General features: G+C 59.5%; 21 protein-coding genes. 12 read left to right on the forward strand and 9 right to left on the reverse strand.

Annotation, left to right across the window (positions count from 1 at the left end; genetic code table 11):
• Positions 1–162: 162 nt before the first annotated feature.
• The 6 genes from HCK03_RS15410 to pspA form a co-directional block, all read right to left on the reverse strand.
• A complete protein-coding gene (locus HCK03_RS15410) occupies positions 163–1,224 on the reverse strand; it encodes a YcjF family protein (RefSeq protein WP_076945408.1) in 1,062 nt (353 codons plus the stop codon).
• Positions 1,221–2,618: a YcjX family GTP-binding protein gene (locus HCK03_RS15415; RefSeq protein ID WP_041147595.1), complete on the reverse strand. Its 1,398-nt coding sequence runs from the start codon at positions 2,616–2,618 to the stop codon at positions 1,221–1,223. Before HCK03_RS15415 ends, HCK03_RS15410 begins: the two co-directional genes overlap by 4 nt.
• Positions 2,619–2,739: 121 nt before the next feature.
• Positions 2,740–2,958 (reverse strand): phage shock protein PspD, encoded by a 219-nt coding sequence (gene pspD, locus HCK03_RS15420; protein ID WP_041145220.1) that lies wholly within the window; start codon positions 2,956–2,958, stop codon positions 2,740–2,742.
• Between the two features lie 18 nt (positions 2,959–2,976).
• Entirely contained in the window at positions 2,977–3,336 is a 360-nt protein-coding gene (gene pspC, locus HCK03_RS15425) for an envelope stress response membrane protein PspC (protein ID WP_041145219.1), read from the reverse strand.
• Complete coding sequence (gene pspB, locus HCK03_RS15430) at positions 3,336–3,560, reverse strand: envelope stress response membrane protein PspB (RefSeq protein WP_041145218.1); 225 nt, start codon at positions 3,558–3,560, stop codon at positions 3,336–3,338. The genes pspC and pspB overlap by 1 nt, the downstream gene beginning before the upstream one ends.
• A gap of 128 nt (positions 3,561–3,688) precedes the next feature.
• The gene (pspA, locus tag HCK03_RS15435) at positions 3,689–4,354 is read right to left on the reverse strand and encodes a phage shock protein PspA (RefSeq protein ID WP_041147594.1); all 666 of its coding nucleotides are present in this window, start codon (positions 4,352–4,354) and stop codon (positions 3,689–3,691) included.
• 152 nt (positions 4,355–4,506) lie between these two features.
• Between pspA and pspF the strand changes: the two genes are divergently transcribed.
• Positions 4,507–5,496: a phage shock protein operon transcriptional activator gene (gene pspF / locus HCK03_RS15440; RefSeq protein WP_166793725.1), complete on the forward strand. Its 990-nt coding sequence runs from the start codon at positions 4,507–4,509 to the stop codon at positions 5,494–5,496.
• Here pspF and HCK03_RS15445 read toward each other — a convergent pair.
• Together HCK03_RS15445 and HCK03_RS15450 are read right to left on the reverse strand one after the other, a co-directional pair.
• Entirely contained in the window at positions 5,487–6,878 is a 1,392-nt protein-coding gene (locus HCK03_RS15445; protein WP_167691855.1) for an MFS transporter, read from the reverse strand. The genes pspF and HCK03_RS15445 overlap by 10 nt on opposite strands.
• Positions 6,879–6,903: 25 nt before the next feature.
• Complete coding sequence (locus HCK03_RS15450) at positions 6,904–8,073, reverse strand: M20 aminoacylase family protein (RefSeq protein WP_041145216.1); 1,170 nt, start codon at positions 8,071–8,073, stop codon at positions 6,904–6,906.
• A 173-nt stretch (positions 8,074–8,246) separates the two neighbouring features.
• Here HCK03_RS15450 and HCK03_RS15455 point away from each other — a divergent pair, with 173 nt between their 5' ends.
• Positions 8,247–10,589 (forward strand): helix-turn-helix domain-containing protein, encoded by a 2,343-nt coding sequence (locus HCK03_RS15455; protein WP_167691856.1) that lies wholly within the window; start codon positions 8,247–8,249, stop codon positions 10,587–10,589.
• Here the strand turns inward: HCK03_RS15455 and HCK03_RS15460 are convergent.
• Positions 10,555–11,397, reverse strand: coding sequence for a helix-turn-helix transcriptional regulator (locus HCK03_RS15460; RefSeq protein ID WP_041145214.1), 843 nt, complete (start codon positions 11,395–11,397; stop codon positions 10,555–10,557). The two genes, HCK03_RS15455 and HCK03_RS15460, sit on opposite strands and share 35 nt — an antisense overlap.
• A 97-nt stretch (positions 11,398–11,494) precedes the next feature.
• Between HCK03_RS15460 and HCK03_RS15465 the strand changes: the two genes are divergently transcribed.
• The 10 genes from HCK03_RS15465 (at position 11,495) to sapF (ending at position 21,410) form a co-directional block, all read left to right on the forward strand.
• On the forward strand, positions 11,495–12,400 hold the full coding sequence (locus tag HCK03_RS15465) for an SDR family oxidoreductase (protein WP_167691857.1): 906 nt from the start codon (positions 11,495–11,497) through the stop codon (positions 12,398–12,400).
• A 174-nt stretch (positions 12,401–12,574) separates the two neighbouring features.
• Positions 12,575–12,862, forward strand: a complete 288-nt coding sequence (locus tag HCK03_RS15470; RefSeq protein ID WP_041145212.1) for a hypothetical protein — start codon at positions 12,575–12,577, stop codon at positions 12,860–12,862.
• 150 nt (positions 12,863–13,012) lie between these two features.
• On the forward strand, positions 13,013–13,210 hold the full coding sequence (locus HCK03_RS15475) for a hypothetical protein (protein WP_041145211.1): 198 nt from the start codon (positions 13,013–13,015) through the stop codon (positions 13,208–13,210).
• Between the two features lie 153 nt (positions 13,211–13,363).
• Positions 13,364–13,678, forward strand: coding sequence for a PTS sugar transporter subunit IIB (locus HCK03_RS15480; protein ID WP_041145210.1), 315 nt, complete (start codon positions 13,364–13,366; stop codon positions 13,676–13,678).
• Positions 13,679–13,975: 297 nt separating this feature from the next.
• Positions 13,976–15,544 (forward strand): EAL domain-containing protein, encoded by a 1,569-nt coding sequence (locus tag HCK03_RS15485; RefSeq protein WP_167691858.1) that lies wholly within the window; start codon positions 13,976–13,978, stop codon positions 15,542–15,544.
• Between the two features lie 550 nt (positions 15,545–16,094).
• A complete protein-coding gene (sapA, locus tag HCK03_RS15490; protein WP_052474495.1) occupies positions 16,095–17,768 on the forward strand; it encodes an ABC transporter substrate-binding protein SapA in 1,674 nt (557 codons plus the stop codon).
• Positions 17,765–18,730, forward strand: coding sequence for a putrescine export ABC transporter permease SapB (sapB, locus tag HCK03_RS15495; RefSeq protein WP_041145208.1), 966 nt, complete (start codon positions 17,765–17,767; stop codon positions 18,728–18,730). The genes sapA and sapB overlap by 4 nt, the downstream gene beginning before the upstream one ends.
• Positions 18,717–19,607, forward strand: a complete 891-nt coding sequence (sapC, locus tag HCK03_RS15500) for a putrescine export ABC transporter permease SapC (RefSeq protein ID WP_123551339.1) — start codon at positions 18,717–18,719, stop codon at positions 19,605–19,607. The genes sapB and sapC overlap by 14 nt, the downstream gene beginning before the upstream one ends.
• Complete coding sequence (gene sapD, locus HCK03_RS15505) at positions 19,607–20,599, forward strand: putrescine export ABC transporter ATP-binding protein SapD (protein WP_045855077.1); 993 nt, start codon at positions 19,607–19,609, stop codon at positions 20,597–20,599. The genes sapC and sapD overlap by 1 nt, the downstream gene beginning before the upstream one ends.
• Before the next feature lies 1 nt (position 20,600).
• A complete protein-coding gene (sapF, locus tag HCK03_RS15510; RefSeq protein WP_041145205.1) occupies positions 20,601–21,410 on the forward strand; it encodes a putrescine export ABC transporter ATP-binding protein SapF in 810 nt (269 codons plus the stop codon).
• Positions 21,411–21,448 lie beyond the last annotated feature (38 nt).

Below are 21,448 nucleotides of genomic sequence, written 5' to 3' on the forward strand. Positions count from 1 at the left end.
GACGGATGAATAATAGGACAGTTATTTGCTGGCGTGAAGATAGCTGTCAACAAATATTGACAGTATGGCGGAAAAATGGCCGCTGTGGCGTAAAGGCGAGCGAAGAAAAGCGAGAATGCGCCGCTGGCCGCCGGGGAGCGACGGCCAGATCGGCTAAGAAGGTTATTCCGGGCGGGCTTTGCTTTTTTGCAACGTCTCTTTCAGCTGGCCGATCAGCTCGCGGCGGAAATCCCCCAGCCGTGGCTTATCGTCAGCGATCCACGGCAGCGGGCGGCACAGCTCCATCGCTTTGATCCCCAGCCGCGCGGTAAGCAACCCGGCGCCGATGCCCTGCGCCGCGCGGGCCGATAGCCTCGCCGCCAGATCCTGCGACATCCAGTCCATTCCGACCTCCCTCACCAGCTCGCTGGCGCCGGCGAAGGCGATATTCAGCAGCACCAGACGGAACAGGCGCAGTCGGCTGTAGTAGCCCAGCTCGATGCCGTACAGGGTAGCAATCCGGTTAATCAGGCGTAAATTACGCCAGGCGATAAACGCCATATCCACCAGCGCCAGCGGGCTGACGGCGATCATCAGCGTCGATTCCGCCGCCGAGCGGCTGATTTCGCGCCGCGCCTGGGCATCCAGCACCGGCTGAACCAGCTGTGCATACAGGCTTACGACTTCACGATCGCTTTGCGTTTCGTGGATCGCGGCATACCAGCGCTGGAGAGCCGGGTGCGCCTGATCGAGCCCGGCCTGCTGCGCAAGCTTTTCGCAAAACGCCCGCCCTTTTCCGACCGCATGGCTGTGCATTAGATCGCGGGCCTCGTCGCGCTCGTGGGCGCGCTGGCGCAACCGCCACAGGCGCCGCCATTCGGTGGCAACGGAACCGACGCCCGCGCCAACGATCAGCGCCCCGGCCGCGCAGCCGCCGAGCGCAATCCAGTCCTGCGTCTGCCATGCGGTCATCGTCCACTGCACGCCCTGCGCCACCACGCTGACGCCAAATATCGCCAGCCCGGCGCTGACCATCCGTCGCCACAGGCTGCGCTTCGGCCGCAGAACCGACTCTACCACCGCTTCCGCCGTGCCCTCTTCGTCCTCTGTCAGCAGGTCAACCCGCGCCGGGGCGAACTTTTCTGCGTCAGCGCCGGCAAACGCGCGGGCAGACTTTAGCGCCTCGGCAGGCTCCGCCTGCAGCGGTCCGTTGAAATCAACGCGTGGTTTTAACGGTTCGCTCATCGCAATTTATCTCCAATCAAAAACTCAAGCGCCGCGTCCAGGCGAATATGCGGCAGCGGCTTATCGACATCCATCACCCGCGGGCGGAAATTCTCAAACTGAAAGCCCTGCTGCTGCCAGAACGCCTGGCCCGGCAGGCGCGACGGCACTTCGCCGGGATAGATGGTCAGCGGCTGGCCATCGCTCAGCCGATCGCCGCGCAGCGCGGGAATGTTCTCGCCGTTGACCGCAATCAGCCCGCCCTGGGTGGCCTGAATCGACGCCAGCCCCAGGCAGTCCATGCTAATCCCTTCGAAGGCCGCATTTTGCCACGCGTCCTGAATCAGCTGCTGCAGCAGCGACACCATGTTGGCATGCTGATCGACGGTCACGTGATCGGCCTTGGTCGCCGCAAACAGCAGCTTATCAATCACCGGGGAGAACAGGCGGCGGAACAGCGTCCGCTGGCCGTAGTGAAAGCTTTGCATCAGCTGGGTCAGCGCGAGGCGCATATCGTTGAAGGCCTGCGGCCCGCTGTTCAGCGGCTGCAGGCAGTCCACCAGCACAATCTGGCGGTCAAAGCGCAGAAAATGGTCCTTGTAGAAGCCCTTAACCACCTTCTCGCAGTAATATCTGAAGCGCTCGCGCAGCATCCCGGCGTTGGTATGCTTGTCCGCCTGGGCCAGCCGGGCTTCGCCGACGGCGTCCACGTCCGGCCAGGGGAAGAACTGCAGCGCCGGCGCGCCGGCCATATCTCCGGGCAGCACGAAGCGGCCCGGCTGAATAAAGTGCAGCCCTTCGCGCTTGCAGGCGTGCAGATAGTCGGTCCAGGCGGCGGCAATTTCCGCCAGCCGGTTTTCATCGGCCGGCGCCAGCGGATCCAACCCTTCGCACAGCTGGCGCCAGCGCGCCGACCACTCCGCGCGCTGGCCCTGCAGCAGCCCGGTCATTTGCCGCGACCAGCCGAGGTAGTCCTGCGCCAGCATGGGTAAATCCAGCAGCCATTCGCCGGGATAATCGACGATTTCCAGATACAGGGTGGAGGTGTCCTTGAAGTGGCGCAGCAGCGATTCGCCGGAGCGGTAGCGCAGCGCCAGGCGGATCTCGCTGACGCCGCGGGTCGGCGTCGGCCACATCGGGGGCGAGCCGTAGAGCTGAGCCAGCCCTTCATCATAGGTAAAACGCGGAATGCCGAAGTCGCGCTGCGGGACGCGCTTGACGCCCAGCAGGCGCTCTTCCCTGACCGCGCTGAGCAGCGGCAGGCGCGCGCCGGAGTGGATGTTCAGCAGCTGGTTGACCAGCGCGGTGATAAAGGCGGTCTTGCCGCTGCGGCTAAGGCCGGTAACGGCCAGACGCAGGTGCCGGTCAACGCCACGGTTGACCAGCGCATTGAATTCAGTTTTAAGTCGCTTCATTGCCATCCCATGCTATCCGTAATATTTCAGGCTAGTGCTTTGAAGAAAGTGCTTTAATCATAAGCCATTAGGTGGGGATAAGCCGAGAAGTTATAAAGTGCGGCACTGCGATCCCCGCCCGCTACTTCATGTTGCGAGTTAAGCGATTTGCCAGGCGGCTGAGCAGCGGCTCGAGAGCAACCGCCAGCAGCATTTTCACCGGCCGACGCGCAACCGACTTGATTGCCCAGCCGGCAACGCCCGCCGGGCCATAGCGCAACGCGGTCAGCAGCACCAGCCGGCCGGCGATTTTCAGCCCGGGTTTCATTTTTTGTCCTGCCTGCTGCCATTTGATGTTCATAGGTGACCTCAGTTTAAGCTACAGCTGACGAAAGCGGCTGCGCAGGGTAAAGGTGTCGGAGGTGACGTAGCGCTCCATTTCCCGCAGGCGCCGTTCGCTGGCCGCCAGTTCGCGATCCGCCTCGGCGAGCAGCTCGCCGCTGGCCGGTACTTTCTCGCCGTTCAGCTCGCTTTCCGGTATCGGATCGAGGGCAAACGTCAGGATAATATATGCCACCAGCACAAAGAAAAAGAGACCAAAAATCATCGCCAGGACGGTTATCAAACGCACCAGCTTAACCGGCACATCAAGGTAGTGCGCGATCCCGGCGCAAACGCCCTTCACCATACCGCGCTGGGGAATTCGCCACAGTTTTTTACTCAAATCGAGTCCGGCCATTATTTGTCTCTCCAGTTTGGATGCTCAGCATCAAGAATGTCTTCCAGCGTCTGAATCCGTTCGCGCATGCGCTTCGCGTCATCGGTCAGCTGCAGCAGGCGCTGCTGTTCATTCTGTGACAGGCTGCCGCTGGCAGAACGATTGTTGTAGTGCAGCCAGAGCCACACCGGCAAAACGAACAGCACAAATAACGTCAGGGGTATGGCAATAAAAAGCGTACTCATGTGTACTCCTTACAGTGAGTGAGCGGCGGCGCGTCACGGCGCCGCGACGCTTGATCCTTCAGGCTGGCGGCATCGCCTGCCCCGGTCTTTCGACCGGCAGCGCGGCCTGAAGGATTTTGCGAATGTCATCAGTTATTTTGATTCATTTTGCTTTTCAACGCCGCCAGCTGTTCGCTGATTTCGTCGTCGGCTTTCAGGTCAGCAAACTGCTGGTCCAGCGATTTTTGCTTGCCGAAGCCGTGGCTTTCCGCTTCCGCTTCCATCTGATCGATGCGGCGTTCGAAGGATTCAAAACGCGCCATCGCTTCATCAATTTTACCGCTGTCCAGCTGACGACGCACGTCGCGGGACGAGCTGGCCGCCTGGTGACGCAGAGTCAGAGCCTGCTGACGAGCGCGCGTTTCGCTGAGCTTGTTCTCCAGCTCGCCGATCTCTTTTTTCATCCGCGCCAGGGTTTCATCAACCAGCTGCGCCTCATTTTCCAGGCTGCCGATAAGGTCGGTGAGCTTCTGTTTTTCCATCAGCGCGGCGCGGGCGAGATCGTCTTTATCTTTGCGCAACGCCAGCTCGGCTTTTTCCTGCCATTCGGCCTGCTGCGCGAGCGCCTGCTCAATGCGTCGACTCAGCTGTTTCTTTTCAGCCAGCGCGCGTGCCGAAGTCGAGCGGACTTCAACCAGCGTATCCTCCATCTCCTGGATCATCAGGCGAACCAGCTTCTGCGGGTCCTCCGCTTTCTCCAGCAGAGAGTTAATGTTGGCGTTCACGATGTCGGCAAAACGAGAAAAAATACCCATAATTTCAATCCTCATAGTTCTGTTATCAGGCAACGGCCTGTGCAGAGACTAATACAAATAGCGTGCCAGTTTTTTATCTTATTGATTTTAAAAGGCATGGTTGTTATATGCGCAGCGGGTTGCTAAAGTAACCTGGTGAATCACACGACTAAATGGCGAATTTCATCATGGCGGAATACAAGGACAACCTGCTCGGCGAAGCCAACAGCTTTCTTGAGGTGCTGGAGCAGGTCTCACGGCTGGCGCCGCTGGATAAGCCGGTGCTGGTGATTGGCGAACGCGGGACGGGTAAAGAGCTGATCGCTAACCGTCTGCACTTTCTCTCATCCCGCTGGCAGGGGCCGTTTATCTCCCTCAACTGCGCCGCGCTGAATGAGAACCTGCTGGATTCCGAGCTATTTGGCCACGAAGCCGGCGCCTTTACCGGCGCCAGCAAGCGCCATCCGGGACGCTTTGAACGCGCCGACGGCGGGACCCTCTTTCTTGATGAGCTGGCAACCGCCCCGATGCTGGTACAGGAAAAGCTGCTGCGGGTAATTGAGTACGGGGAGCTGGAGCGCGTGGGCGGCAGCCAGCCGCTGCAGGTCAACGTGCGGCTGGTGTGCGCCACCAACGCCGATCTGCCGCAGATGGTGGAGAGCGGCCATTTCCGCGCCGATCTCCTCGACCGCCTGGCCTTCGACGTGGTGCAGCTGCCGCCGCTGCGCCAAAGGCAGAGCGACATTATGCTGCTGGCAAACCAGTTCGCCATTCAGATGTGCCGCGAGCTGGGGCTGCCGCTGTTCCCCGGCTTTAGCGAGCGGGCGACCGCAACGCTGCTGGGCTACCGCTGGCCGGGCAATATCCGCGAGCTGAAAAACGTGGTGGAGCGCTCGGTGTATCGCCACGGCACCAGCGACAGCGAGCTGGATAACATTATTATCAATCCCTTTCAGCCGCAGCAGCCTCTGCCAGCCGTCGTCGAGCAAACCCCGGACGGCCCCGCGCTGCCGCTGGATCTGCGCGCTTTTCAGCAGGAGCAGGAAAAAAGCCTGCTGCAGTCCAGCCTGCTGCAGGCAAAGTACAATCAGAAGCAGGCGGCGGATCTGCTAGGACTCACCTACCACCAGCTGCGGGCGCTGCTCAAAAAGCATCAGCTCTGAACCGTTCTCGGCAGCATCAGCGCGCTGACCGCCGTCGACCCCAGGCACAGCGCCGCGTTGAACCACAGCGCGTACTGCGCGGCGCTGGCCATGCCGAGGGGCAGAAACAGCGCGAAAAGTGACGCCGTCACGGCTATCCCCATGGCGCCGCCCAGCGAGCTGCCCATTTTGTAAATACCGGAGGCCACCCCGACTTTGTTCTCCGGCGCATTAACCACCGCGGTGTCCGTCGACGGCGTCGCGTAGCAGCCCAGCCCGAGGCCAAACAGCACGTTGCTAAAAAAGACGGTCACGATATAGAGCGATTTATCAAGAAAGGTGCAGGAGATAAGCAGGATCCCAACGGCGGTGAAAATGGGGCCGGTCATCATCGGCAGCCGCGCGCCGTAGCGCTGCAGCAGCTTCTCCCCGACGCGAATCATGACCAGCACGGTGACCAGATAGCCCAGCGTCATCATTCCGGTCTCCAGCGGGGTCATGTTGTGGCCCTTCTGTAGCCAGATGCTGGTAATCATCATGGTGCCGATAGCGCCGTTGAGCATAAAGTTCGACAGCACCGCCGCCCCGTAGGCGCGATTGCGAAACAGCGCAAAATCGATCAGCGCCGCGTCGCCCTTGCGCCGTCCGCTGAGGATAAAATAGCCGCCCGAAAGCAGCGAACCGGCCAGCAGCGACAGCGACAGCCCGCTGCTCCAGCCCCAGCTATGCCCTTTGCTGATAAACAAATTCAGCAGCACCAGCGAGACAATCAGCGTTAACAGGCCGCTGACATCCAGCTTCTGCCGCTCCGCGCTTTGGCTGCGGCTTTCCGGCGTACCGCGGAGCAGCAGCAGAGCCGCCAGCGCCACGACGATGGAAAAGACGAAAATCCAGCGCCAGCCAAGACCGGTGGCAATCGCGCCGCCGACGAATGAACACAGGCCGCTGCCGCCCCAGGATCCAATCACCCAGAAGCTCACCGCCCGCTGGCGCGCCTTGCCTTCGTACCAGGTTTTGATCAGCGCCAGGGTCGCCGGCATGATGCAGGCCGCCGATAGCCCCTGCAGCACGCGGCCCGTCAAAAACAGCCCCGGGCCCTGGGCCACCACCAGCAGCGCGCTGCCGACAATACTCAGCCCCAGGCCCAGATGGGTCATGCGCATGCGGCCAAACTTATCCGCCAGCCCGCCGCTGGCTACTACGAAACATCCGCTGAACAGGGCGCTGAGGCTGACCGCGAGGGTCAGGGTTTCGAGGGAAATGTCGAGACTGCTTTTCATCGCCGGCACGACGTTAATCACCGACTGGGCAAACAGCCAGAACGTCAGCACGCTGAGTACGATACCCGCCAGCAGGCGATCGGTACCGACGAACGACGTGGCGCTCAAAGATACGGAACTCATAATTGGGATCTCCCGTCGCAGGTGGTTAACGCAGATAGTCTTCCGTCAGGCCGCACCACAGCGCCGCGCCCTTGAGGAGGATCTCGTCGTTGAAGTCGTAGCCGGGGTTATGCACCATGCAGCGTTCCGCTTCATCCCCGGCGCCGATGGTGAAGTAGCAGCCGTGCGGATTGTGCTCGAGCATAAAGGCAAAATCCTCGCTGCCCATAAACGGCTTCACCTCCCCGACCAGCCCGGCGCCGAACAGCGACGTCGCCACCGCGCGCACTCTGTCGTTGGCGGCAGGATCGTTTCTGAGCACCGGACTGCCGTTGACGTGGGTCAGCGTGGCGGTGGCATTGAAGCTTTCCGCCTGCGCGACGGCAATATCGTGGATCCGCTGCAGCACGGTTTCACGCACCTCTTCATTCAGCGTGCGTACCGTCAGCTTCATCAGCACTTTGTCGTTGATAATATTCGGCGCATGCCCGGCCTGAATGCTGCCGACGGTCACCACCGCCGGCTCAAACGGCGTGATGTTGCGCGACACGATGGACTGCAGCGCCAGCGTGATGTGGCAGGCCACCAGCGTTGCGTCGACGGTATGCTCCGGCACCGCGCCGTGGCCGCCAACGCCTTTTACCTCGATATGCAGCGTGTCAGAAGAGGCCATCATCGCGCCGTCGCGCAGGCCGATTTTCCCCAGCGTTTGCCCCGGCATGTTGTGCAGGCCAAAAATGGTGTCGCAGGGAAACTTATCGAACAGCCCGTCCTCAACCATTACCCGACCGCCGTACAGCAGCTCCTCCGCCGGCTGGAAAATCAGGTGCAGCGTGCCGTTGAACCGGCGGGTGCGCGCCAGATACTCGGCGGCGTAGAGTAAGGTGGTGGTGTGCCCGTCATGCCCGCAGCCATGAAAGCGGCCGTCGACCTGGCTGGCCCACGCTTTCCCGCTGGCCTCCTGCATCGGCAGCGCGTCCATATCCGCCCGCAGGCCAAGGCGACGCTCGCCGCTGCCGACTTTTAGCGTCCCGACCACGCCGGTCCCGGCCAGGCCACGGTGCACCTCATAGCCCCACTGGCCAAGCAGCCGGGCGACCTCATCGCTGGTTTTATGCTCTTCAAAACCAATTTCCGGCTGCTGGTGAAAGCGACGACGGAGGGCAATAAACTGCGCTTCATTAACCTGTAGTGCTTCAATAAGGGGATGTGTCATTTTTATTATTCCTGTTGTGGTGTTTGCGCGACACTTTCGAGTTTATGCTGCCGGACCGGCTTTAATACGCCTTTTTTTGTTTTATATTGACGGGATATTGAGAAGTGTTTTTCATATAAATCGGTTATGACAAAAAATAACACGCTGTTTTTTGTCTTTACCAGGAGGCGACGGTGGAACATCATTCAGGCGACTTTAGCGTCGCGGTTCGCGATATTCGTCAGCTCAGCCAGCCGGAGAGCGACGCGCTGACGCTGCTGTGGACGCTGCAGGGCAGCGTCAGCCTGCATGACGGTGAGGGGCATCAGCTGCTGGATGTCGATCGGCTGAAAATAGTGAACCGCAACCGCCCCTGGCGTCTGAGCAGCCGCGAGCCCAACGCGGTGATGGTTCTGACGCTCTCCGGCAGCTGGCTGACGCGCCTCGACGGTGATTTTTTTACCTTCGACTACCAAACTTCCCTCGACACCCGCGACGCCGACGATAGCCTGCGCCGCCTGATGCGCCAGCTGCTGGTGATTGAGCTGGTGAACCACCAGCCCCGCTATCGCCTCGAGGCCAACCGCTGGCTGAGCGAAATCGTCCTGCTGCTGGCCACCCGTTTTACGCAGCCGATCGCCGCCGGCACGAGGCGCGGGACGGAGAACTGGAGCCGGCGGATTGCCCGGGTCGTCGCGCGCATAGAGGCCAGCTACCGGCAACGGCTATCGCTGCACGAGGTCGCCGCCGCCGAGTTTGTCTCCGAAGCCTGGCTGTCGCGTCTGTTTCACAAAGAGGTCGGCATGAGCTTTGTGCAGTACATCACCACGCTGCGCCTGAACAAAGCCGCCGAGCAGCTTATCGGCACCCGTAAAACGGTGCAGCAGGTCGCTCAGGAGCACGGTTTTGCCAGCACCCGCATGATGAGCGATCTGTTTAAACGCCAGCACGGCCTGACGCCGCGACAGTATCGCCAGCAGCGCCCGCAGCCGACGGCGGATGCAGCCCGCCCGCGCGCCGGAGCCGGCGACGACTGGCAGCCGGTGGCCGTCGAGCGGCTCTACGCCCGGCTAAACGAGCCGGAGATAAAAGGCTGGGACAGCCCGCCGCTGCTGCTCAATCCCCAGCAGACGCGCCAGATTGATCTCCGCCAGTTTCCCGAACGCACGGCGCCGCTGCGCCATACCCGGATGGTCGTCACCGTTCGCGAACTCGACGATTTACTGCGCGAAGACGTGCGCCGCGAGCTCGAGCAGCTGCACGGCAGCCTGCCGATTTACGCCATCGATATTAACGACCCTTTTCTCAGCAGCCGGCTGTTCGGCACCGGCTGGGACGACCCGCAGATGGCGGGCTACGCCTGCTGGTATAATCTGCAGCGAATTTTCAGCTGGCTGGCAAAAATGGGCTGGGGAGTGATTTTGCATACCGGACTGACCACCCGCTGCGACCTGCTCCAGCGCTTCTTACGCCTCGCCGCTAACCATTTCTCCCCCGCCACGCTCGCCAGCTGGCGCTTTGTCTGGCACTGGTCGCCCCAGGCCAGCGAAGAGGCGCGCCTGCACGCCTGGCGTCAGCAGCGTGAAACGCTGCAGGCTTTACTGTCGCAGCCGCAGCTGGGCGTCTGGCACCGCTTTAGCGAAGAGGCGATGAGCGACGATCCTTTTCTTGCTTCGCCGATCCTCGCCGAAGCCGATTTTCTCGCCTGCCAGGCCGACGCCAACGAGCTGCTGGATCTGGCGCAGCTGGATAGCAGCAGGCTGGCCTCCAGCGAGAGCTATCCGGTGCACAAGCTGCGGCAGATCCAGGCCGCCCTGCGCCAGCACCAGCTCGCGCTTCCCCTGTGGCTGCTGTCGTGGAATACGCTAACCGGCAACACCCGCGACACCAACGGCCGCTTCTTTCGCGGCGCGCTGCTGATGGATAATCTGCTGGGGCTGGCCGATCGGGTATGGCTGGCGGGATTCTGGCTCAATTCAGGCCTGCAGGGAGAGGCGCGCGCCAACGGCAGGCTGGATACCTCCAGCCTGGCCCTGCACTACCTTCACGGTCTGCCGCGTCCGGTGTACTGGGTTCTGTGGCTGTGGCGGCGCCTGCGCGGCGAAGTGCTGATGGCGGATAAAAACCTGCTGCTGCTGCGCCACAACGGGCACTATCAGCTGCTGCTGCGCAATACGGTCGTGTTCAACCCCTGGCTCTCCAGCGAAGAGACCTTTACCCAGCGCTTCAGCCAGCCCTACAGCATTCAGCTGCTTGGCCTGACCGGGCGCTGGCGGATTAAACAACATCTTTTCGACCAGCATCACGGGGCGCTGTTTCCGCTGTTTGAAGCGTTTCGCAGCCGCAGCGGGCCGGATGACGAAGACTACGGCTGGCTGATGCACCAGGCGCGCCCGGCGCTGAGCGTCGCCGAGGAGAGCCCGCAGTCTGGCTGGCATCGCGTTGATTCTCTGCAAAGCAACGCGCTGGTGCTGTATGAATTCTCGCCGCTGAATGAAGAGCCTATCGGGTTTCCACCTGCGGCTTCTGTTCCCTGATCCGGGCGGCGATTTTAATCCGACTCTCTTCGCTGGCCGGATTGAACACCATCATGTTCAGATCCGCGCGCCCCTCGACGCTAAAGGTCGAGAATTCCAGCTCAATCATCCCTATCTGCGGGTGGCGCATGCGCTTAAACCCTTCCCCGTGCCCGGCGACATCGTTACTCCGCCAGTAGGCGTCAAACTCCGGGCTTTGGCGGGAAAGTTCGGCAATCAGCCGATCGGTGTCTGGAGAAGCGCCCACCCGCGCGACGTCGGCGCGAAAGGCGCTGACGATAAGCCGGGCAACGGCATGCCACTCCTCCAGTGCGCCGCGGGCCTGGGGGTTGGTAAACAGCCGGCGCAGAATGTTACGCTCGGCCAGCGGCAGCTGCCCGTAGTCGGTCAGAATGCAGGCCGCAGCGTGGTTCCACGCAATAACATCCCAGGTCGCCGTTTTGATAATCGCCGGCACCTGGAGGACATCAAGCACGCGCTGCAGGCGCGGAGTGATATCGTCGCTGACGATGAGTCGGGACTCCGGCAAATGCCCGAACGCCAGGATAAACAGATGGTCGCGCTCCGGCGTCGTCAGCCTTAGCCCGCCGGCAATGCGGCTAAGGACCTCCCGGGAGGGCGCGCCTCCGCGCCCCTGCTCCAGCCAGGTGTACCAGGTCGGGCTGATACTGGCGAGCTGGGCGACCTCTTCCCGCCGCAGCCCGGGCGTGCGCCGTCGGCCGGCCTGAAAGCCAAACGCGGTCGGATCGAGGCGTAACCGTCGCGCCCGCAAAAATTCACCAAGTGCATGGGTTGAGGAGTCGGTCATCGTTAGCCTGTTAGTTTTTATACCCTGATAATGTCTCTACTTTTATAGTATCGCGTTAAGACTACCATAGCCTGGATACTCATTCTGGAGGTAGATCATGCGCATTTTTCTCACCGGCGCGACCGGTTTTATCGGCTCGCGTATTCTCACGGAACTGCAGGCCGCCGGACATCAGGTCATCGGCCTCGCGCGCTCTGACGCCAGCGCCGCTGCCCTGACGGCCGCCGGCGCTGAAGTGCAGCCCGGCACGCTGGACAGTCCCGAAACGCTGCTGGCGGCGGTTAGCGCTGCCGATGCGGTGATCCACACCGCCTTCGATCATGATTTCAGCCGCTTTGTCGCCAATTGCGAAAAAGACCATCGGGTCATTCTCGCCATCGGTAACGCGCTGGCGGGCCGGCATTGCCCCCTGATTATCACTTCAGGCACCGCCATGGGCGACGCCGACGACGGAGAGCCGGCGAGCGAGTTAAACTTCAATCCCGCCCACCCAAACCCGCGCGTGGCCTCAGAACTCGCCGGCAACCAGCTGCTGGACGCCGGCGTGGACGTGCGGGTGGTGCGCCTACCTCAGGTTCATGACACCGTCCGCCAGGGGCTGCTGACGTACTATATTCAGCAGGCCGCCGAAAAAGGGGTCGCGGCGATCGTCGGCGAGGGCAATAACTGCTGGTCGGCCGGGCATATCAACGATGTGGCCCGGCTGTATCTGCGGGTGCTGGAACGAGGTGAGAAAGGTCGGCGCTATCATGCCGTTGACGAGGAAGCGGTGCCCTCAAGGCTGATTGCCAACGTGGTGGCAGAAAAGCTCGGCATTCCGCTTAAATCGTTAAGCGCCGAACAATCTGTGGCGCATTTCGGCTGGTTTGCCGCCTTTGCCAATATGGATTTACGCGCCACATCCGCCCTGACCCGCCAGCAGCTCGACTGGCTGCCGCAGGGCCCAACGCTGCTCGACGACTTGAATAATATGGACTACCGAGGCGTGACAACGTCACGATAAGCGCGGGCGAGCTGCCGTCGCCTTCCCGCTTTACCGCGCTCCGAGGCCTCTCCCGGCCGCCGGAGCGCGCATTCCCGCAGGCCTGCCCGGTGCGGTTAAAGATTTGTAACTGGTAAGATGTGCGAATGTGAATTATCATCTGCGCTATCATCTTTCAATGGACTGAAAACGCACATGATTCCGGTTAACATTCATACTCTTAGTCGCTATGCGGCGCATGTCAGCTTAACCCATACGATGAAAAGCCATCGCTCGCCGGCGCTCTCCGTGATGATGATATTTTCCGATCTGTGTATTCGCTCAACCCGCGACGCCTATCTCCAGCAGGGCTGGGAAATTAACGAGAAAAGAAGCGGACTGGTGCTGCGCACTTTTGTCGCCGTTCATCACGACGGCGCCGAGTTAGAAATCACCCCTAAAGACTATATCGGACGCTATAATCGGCTGCTGCCGCTGGACTAACCCCACTCTTTTTACCCCTTCTGACCTCGCGCCTGCCGGCAAAAATCGCCTAAAAAAAAGACAAATAAAAAAGGCGATTGTCGTATGTTTGTAAGCTTAAGGGTGTATAACAGGGCTCGGACGCCACCAAAGCTAAGACGAGGTGCAGTTGTGGGAATCATTAAAGCCAGCAGTTTAGAACAAGCAGAAGCGCTCCTGAAGTCCGGTGAACCCATTAAGATCGAGCTTGATTTTGAGCTCGACTCTGATGCGTTTTTTAACTTTGCTATGGAATATTGCACCAACGGAACCAAACTCACCCGTAACGACGATCGTTTCGTGGTTTCACGTAAGAAAGTCGCTTCCTGAATGAGCCACCCTGCGCCATTTTTAGCCTCCGTGCGGCGCAGCCTGCGGGATCCACAAAAGAGAACAAGCGTTAGCCAAAAAATTGATGGCTAACGCATTTTCACCGCTAACAGCGTAATAAGGTAAACACGGGACTTCATAGAGGGTTAAACCGTGAAAAAGTTACTGATATGTTGCTTGTTTGGTGAAACCGCCGGTATTTTAGCGAAAAGAATGCAAAAAATAGCCGATGCGCAGGATCTGGATCTGTTAATTAGCGCCGTGGGTATTGAGAACTACCCGAGCGTGGCCCCCGCGTATGACTGCGTGCTGGTCGCGCCTCACATTCAATATAAAATAAATGAATTCACCCACGCGCTGAACCATCATCAGGAGATTGCCGTTATCGAGAGCTTACCTTATGCATCTTTCGATGGTGAAAAGGTGCTGAAGTTTGCCATCGCCCATATGCCGCAATCACTTTTCTAATATCGCCGTAGCCTTATATACGCGACGCCGTGCGGATTGACAGTGGATATGCGATCCGCACCGATTGAGTATCACACCACGCTTTCATAACTTCGCGCCTTCCCTGCTCGCCAGCCTTATCTGGGGCAGGAGCTCGTTGGTCACCGGCTCTTCATACAACTCGACAGCGCAGCACCGCGGCCACCCGCCGTTCGCCCCTGATAAAAAGGGAGGTGCCTTTCACCGCCATTGGCAATTATACTCATAGCGTCTGCCGCATATTTCAGGGAACCTGGCACAACATCGCACGGTGGAAAAATGAACATAAAAGAAAAAAAGATCGCCATTATGTGCATTGTCTCTTGTTTATTTATTGGCTATCTCTGCGCAAAAATGGCGCTTTATACTTTTGATAAAAATAAAACCGAACAATATTCTAAAACCCTATTAACCAGAACCATTTTAGTCATAAAACAAATCGATGAGATTTATGCGGATGCGGTTCGAATATCGCCAAGCCGGCCCTGCTCAGCCGATTATCTCAGCAGCATCCGGGCGCTTTTATGGTCTAAATCGCTGCTGAAAGATATTGCCTATATCGACGGCAAAAGCATGCGCTGTTCGGCGCTGTGGGGAACCTTCTCGCCGCCAGAAAATATTACCCACACGCCTGCCGATATTATCTATCGCGGCGGAACGTGGTATCTCGATAAAGCGATAAATCAGGAATTCAAAGCCAGCATTTATGCCAAAGGCAACCTCGCCATCACCGTTTCTCCGTTCCTCTTCAATCGCTTCACCTCTGACCCGGAAAACAAAAGCGTCAGCGCCATCGTGGGTAACTACGATCACAGCCAGCATATCTTTTTTATCGGCAACGAGACCGCTGCGGTGTATCACACCGAGCACGGCGGCGAGCGTTATAAAAAATACGCCTTATCCAGAGCCTGCAGCAAGGAGTACGATCTTTGCGTGGTCTCCGGCATGTCTCCACAGGGTATTAAAGATATTCCGTGGGCAATAAAGGCCGCCGCGCTCATGCTCTCGACGCTGATTGGCGTCCTGCTCTCGATCAGCATCAACCTCTACATTCGCAAAAAAAGCTCGATTCTCACCCGACTCCAGTACGCGCTGCGTAACGATCGGTTCAGCATCGTCTATCAGCCGATCGTCTCGCTGGATCGCGGAGAAACGGTGGGCGTTGAAGCGCTAATACGCTGGAAAGATAATGAGCTGGGCATTATTCCCCCGGACGTCTTTATTCCCCTGGCGGAGAAGCGCGGGGTGATTAACCAAATCAGCCACTACGTTGTCAAAAAATCAATTAATGAGCTACATGACGTTATAAATAACCACAAAATATACCTGAGTATTAACGTCAATTCCTCCGACCTGTTCTCTAAAGCCTTTAAAGACCATCTCGATACCGTCAGCAACAAGTTTAATATTCCGCCGCGGCTGATCGCCCTCGAGTTAACCGAGAGGCAGACGGCAAACCTTGCCAGCCTCGGTGAGAAAATAGCCCGCTTCCGCGCGGCAGGCTATCAGATTGCGCTTGACGACTTTGGTACCGGTTATTCCAACCTCGACTGGTTATCAAAACTGGCGGTGGATAAAATAAAAGTCGACCGCACCATTACGGAGTCAATTGGTACGGACTCAATTAATTCCGCCCTGCTCAATAACATCATCACGCTGCTGAGCAATATGCACAGTCAGGTTATCTTTGAGGGCGTAGAGAAAGCGCATCAGAAACGTTTTCTTGAACAGCGAATACCGCAGGCCAACGTTCAGGGATGGTATTACGCCAAACCCATGAGCGCCGGCGAGCTGAAGAAATATCTCTTAGCCACCAGCAGTCCGGCAGCCAGCGATCCGCTGCCATAACATCCCGCCGGCGGCCGGTGATCAAAGCCCTAAGTCGTTGCTAACTGGAGAAGTTAGCCAGAAAAAGATACCATGTCTCACCAGACAAGGCTGCGCCCGGCGCACCCAAACTCAAGCGCCTTATATTTTGCGGCATTTGCCGCTGGCGCAACCAGAGCGGATGACCCGCCGTGCCGTGCATGAAAATTTAAAAGAATCTGAATGTGTCCAAAAATACGCCAGCCCTCTGCCTTTTGACCCGTAGCTGGCCCGCAACAGAGCGAAAGATGAATCCGAACGCCTTACCTGGCCAGGCGCACCTCCGCCTGCCGGGCGCTTTGCTGCTGATGCGGAACCCTTTTTTATCGTCGTCCTGCCCCGGAATGAGAATGCCTGGGTGGTTTACGGGATATACTCAAGGTGAAACCCGGCGCGGTCAGGATCGGGCCAGAGCGTTGAGCGGTTCACCGCCAGGCACCGCGGCTAACGACGTCTCAGGACGATAAAGGGGATGAGAAATGTCATTGAATATTAATAAGACAGAGCGTTGCTCTGGAATCATAAAACCACTATGCGCCTGAAACTATGCTCTCTACTGGCAGCCGTATCGATGCTGTGCGGGCAGGCCGTTGCCGCCCCCGCGCTACCTGCTCACGCCGATATTCGCGATAGCGGCTTTGTCTACTGCGTTAGCGGCCAGGTTAATACCTTTAACCCGCAGAAAGTCAGCAGCGGCCTGATTGTCGATACCCTGGCCGCCCAGCTCTACGATCGTCTGCTCGACGTTGACCCTTATACCTACCGTCTGGTGCCCGAGCTGGCCGAAAGCTGGGAGGTGCTGGACAATGGCGCCACCTACCGCTTCCATCTGCGCAGCCACGTGCCTTTCCAGACGACGTCGTGGTTTAAGCCCAGTCGCGCCTTTAATGCCGATGACGTCATTTTCACCTTTAGCCGTATCTTTAATCGCGACCACCCGTGGCACAACGTTAACGGCAGCAGCTTCCCCTATTTCGACAGCCTGCAGTTCGCCGACAGCGTGGAGAGCTTGCGCAAGCTCGATAACCAGACCGTCGAATTCCGCCTGAAGCGCCCGGACGCCTCGTTCCTCTGGCACCTGGCGACCCACTACGCATCCGTTATGTCCGCAGAGTATGCCGCCCAGTTAACCAAAAGCGATCGTCAGGAGCAGCTCGACCGCCAGCCGGTGGGCACCGGCCCGTTCCAGCTGGAAGAGTATCGCTCGGGCCAGTACGTTCGCCTGCAGCGTCACCCCGGCTACTGGCGCGGCAAACCGCTGATGCCGCAGGTGGTGGTCGATCTGGGCTCCGGCGGCACCGGCCGCCTGTCGAAGCTGCTGACCGGCGAGTGCGACGTGCTGGCCTGGCCCGCCGCCAGCCAGCTGACTATTTTGCGCGACGACCCGCGCCTGCGCTTGACCCTGCGTCCTGGGATGAATATTGCCTGGCTGGCGTTCAATACCGCCAAGCCGCCGCTGGATAATCCGCAGGTTCGCCACGCCCTGGCGCTGGCAATCAATAACCAGCGTCTGATGCAGTCTATCTATTATGGCACCGCGGAAACCGCCGCCTCGATGCTGCCCCGCGCCTCCTGGGCCTACGATAACGAAGCGAAGATAACCGAGTACAATCCGAGCGCCGCCCGCGCCCAGCTCAAAGCGCTGGGGCTGGAAAACCTCACGCTTCGGCTGTGGGTGCCCACCAGCTCGCAGGCCTGGAACCCCAGTCCGCTAAAAACCGCCGAGCTGATTCAGGCCGATATGGCGCAGATTGGCGTAAAGGTGATCATTGTTCCGGTTGAGGGTCGTTTTCAGGAGGCGAGGCTGATGGATATGAACCACGACCTGACCCTTTCCGGCTGGGCCACGGACAGTAATGACCCGGACAGCTTTTTCCGCCCGCTGCTGAGCTGCGCGGCGATTGCCTCGCAGACCAACTTCGCCCACTGGTGCAACCGCGAGTTCGATGAGGTGCTGCAAAAGGCGTTAACCTCGCAGCAGCTGGCTTCGCGCATTGAGGCCTATAAAGAGGCGCAGCATATTCTCGCCCGCGAGCTGCCGGTGCTGCCGCTCGCCTCGTCGCTGCGTTTACAGGCCTACCGCTATGATATGAAAGGTTTGATCCTGAGCCCGTTCGGTAACGCCTCCTTTGCCGGCGTTTCGCGGGAGAAAAAAGACGATGTGAAAAAAGACGACGTCAAAAAAGATGAGGTGAAAAAACCATGATCATTTTTACCCTGCGACGCCTGCTGTTACTGCTGGTCACGCTCTTTTTTCTGACCTTCGTCGGCTTCAGCCTGAGCTACTTTACGCCGCACGCTCCGCTACAGGGCGCGTCGCTGTGGAACGCCTGGCAGTTCTGGTTCACCGGGCTGCTGCACTGGGATTTCGGGGTCTCCAGCATCAACGGCCAGCTGATTTCACAGCAGCTAAAAGAGGTCTTCCCGGCCACCATGGAGCTGTGCATTCTCGCCTTTGGCTTTGCCCTGCTGGTGGGGATTCCCGTCGGTATGCTGGCCGGCATTATGCGTAACAAGTGGCCCGACACCCTGATTAGCGCCCTGGCGCTGCTCGGCTTTTCGATTCCCGTTTTCTGGCTGGCGCTGCTGCTGACGCTGTTCTTCTCCCTGACGCTGGGCTGGTTCCCGGTCTCCGGGCGTTTCGATCTGCTCTACGAGGTCAAAACGGTGACCGGGTTTGCGCTGATCGACGCCTGGCTGTCCGATTCGCCGTGGCGTCATGAAATGATCGTCAGCGCCGCACGCCATATGGTGCTGCCGGTTCTGACCCTTGCCGTGGCGCCAACCACCGAAGTGATTCGCCTGATGCGCATCAGCACCAGCGAAGTGTACGACACCAACTACGTGAAGGCCGCCGCCACCCGCGGCGTGTCGCGGCGGACGATCCTGCACCGTCACGTGCTGCATAACGCCCTGCCGCCGGTTATTCCGCGCCTGGGGCTGCAGTTTGCCACCATGCTGACGCTGGCGATGATCACCGAAATGGTCTTCAGCTGGCCGGGGCTGGGCCGCTGGCTGATCAACGCGATTCGTCAGCAGGATTACGCCGCCATCTCGGCGGGCGTGATGGTCATCGGCGCGCTGGTCATTACCGTGAACGTGCTATCTGATATTCTGGGAGCCATGGCTAACCCTCTGAAACATAAGGAATGGTATGCCTTACGATAGCGTGTACCTGGAGAAGCGCCCCCCGGGAGCGCTGCGCACCGTGTGGCGCAAATTCTACGGCGACACCAGCGCCATGATCGGCCTGTACGGCTGCGCCGGGCTGCTGCTGCTGTGCGTTTTTGGCGGCTGGTTTGCCCCTTACGGCATCGATCAGCAGTTCCTTGGCTACCAGCTGCTGCCGCCCTCATGGTCGCGCTACGGCGAGGTTTCGTTCTTCCTCGGCACCGACGATCTCGGCCGCGACGTCCTGAGCCGTCTGCTGAGCGGCGCGGCGCCCACCGTCGGCGGCGCGTTCGTCGTCACCTTCGGCGCCTCGCTGTTTGGCCTGGTGCTCGGCGTGATTGCTGGTTCGACCCACGGCCTGCTGTCGGCAATGCTGAACCACGTCCTCGATACCCTGCTGTCGATTCCGTCGCTGCTGCTGGCGATTATCGTCGTCGCCTTTGCCGGACCGCACCTGAGTCACGCCATGTTCGCCGTCTGGCTGGCGCTGCTGCCGCGCATCGTGCGTTCGGTCTATAGCATGGTGCACGATGAGCTGGAAAAAGAGTACGTTATTGCCGCCCGGCTCGACGGCGCCTCAACGCTGAATATTCTCTGGTTCGCGGTCCTGCCCAATATCACTTCCGGGCTGGTGACCGAGATTACCCGCGCGCTGTCGATGGCGATCCTCGATATTGCCGCGCTGGGCTTCCTCGACCTCGGCGCGCAGCTTCCCTCTCCGGAGTGGGGGGCGATGCTCGGCGACGCGCTGGAGCTGATTTACGTGGCTCCGTGGACGGTGATGCTGCCGGGCGCCGCCATTATGATTAGCGTCCTGCTGGTTAACCTGCTGGGCGACGGCATCCGCCGCGCAATTATCGCCGGGGTGGAATAATGCCGTTACTCGATATTCGCAATTTAACCATCGAATTCAAAACCAACGAAGGCTGGGTCAAAGCCGTCGATCGCGTCAGCCTGACCCTGAACGAGGGCGAAATTCGCGGGCTGGTCGGCGAATCAGGTTCCGGTAAGAGCCTGATTGCCAAAGCGATATGCGGCGTAACCAAAGACAACTGGCGGGTCACCGCCGACCGCATGCGCTTCGACGATATCGACCTGCTGCGGCTCTCCAGCCGCGAACGCCGCAAGCTGATTGGCCACAACGTGTCGATGATTTTCCAGGAGCCGCAGTCCTGTCTCGACCCTTCCGAACGGATCGGCCAGCAGCTGATGCAGAACATTCCCGGCTGGACCTTTAAGGGCCGCTGGTGGCAGCGTCTCGGCTGGCGTAAACGTCGGGCGATAGAGCTCCTGCACCGCGTGGGTATCAAGGATCATAAAGACACGATGCGCAGTTTCCCCTACGAGTTAACCGACGGGGAGTGTCAGAAGGTGATGATCGCCATCGCCCTTGCCAACCAACCGCGTCTGCTGATCGCCGATGAGCCGACTAACGCGATGGAACCCACCACCCAGGCGCAAATTATCCGCCTGCTGACGCGGCTGAATCAGAACAACAGCACCACTATTTTGCTGATCAGCCACGACCTGCAGATGCTGAGCAAATGGGCGAACAGAATCAACGTCATGTACTGCGGACAGACCGTGGAATCAGCGCCGAGCGAAGAGCTGGTCACCACGCCCCATCACCCCTACACCCAGGCGTTAATCCGCGCGATCCCCGATTTTGGCAGCGCGCTGCCGCACAAAAGCCGACTGAATACCATGCCCGGGGCCATTCCGCTGCTGGAGCAGCTGCCGATCGGCTGCCGGCTCGGGCCGCGCTGCCCTTACGCCCAGCGTAAATGCATCGAAGCCCCGCGGCTGACCGGCGCGCGGGCGCATCTGTACGCCTGTCATTTCCCGCTGAACATGGAGAAAGAGTGAAATGGTCGAAACGTTGCTCGAAGTCCGCAATCTGAGTAAGACCTTTCGCTATCGTACCGGCTGGTTTCGTCGTCAGACGGTGGAAGCGGTCAAGCCGCTGAGCTTTACGCTGCGCGAGCGCCAGACTCTGGCGATCATCGGCGAGAACGGCTCGGGGAAATCCACGCTGGCAAAAATGCTGGCCGGCATGATTGAACCCAGCGCCGGCGAGCTGCTGATTGACGACCGTCCGCTGGAATTCGGCGACTACTCGTTCCGCAGCCAGCGTATCCGCATGATTTTCCAGGATCCGTCAACCTCACTGAACCCGCGCCAGCGCATTTCGCAGATCCTCGACTTCCCGCTGCGTCTGAACACCGAGCTTGAGCCGGAGGCGCGGCAGAAGCAGATTATTGAGACGCTGCGAATGGTCGGCCTGCTGCCGGACCACGTCAGCTACTACCCGCATATGCTGGCGCCGGGGCAAAAGCAGCGTCTGGGCCTTGCGCGCGCGCTGATCCTGCGGCCTAAGGTCATTGTCTGCGATGAGGCGCTGGCGTCGCTGGATATGTCGATGCGTTCACAGCTGATCAACCTGATGCTGGAGCTGCAGGATAAACAAGGTATTTCATATATCTACGTTACCCAGCATTTAGGCATGATGAAGCATATTAGCGATCAGGTTCTGGTGATGCATCAGGGGGAAGTGGTGGAGCGCGGCAGCACCGCTGACGTGCTGGCTTCGCCGCTGCACGATCTGACCAAGCGGCTGATCGCCGGCCACTTTGGCGAAGCGCTGACCGCCGACGCGTGGCGCAAAGACGGTAAATAGCCCTTCAATCACCCGGGTAAGGCTGGCGCCTTACCCGG

The organism is Klebsiella terrigena, from assembly GCF_012029655.1.
GTDB classification, from domain to species: Bacteria; Pseudomonadota; Gammaproteobacteria; order Enterobacterales; family Enterobacteriaceae; genus Klebsiella; species Klebsiella terrigena.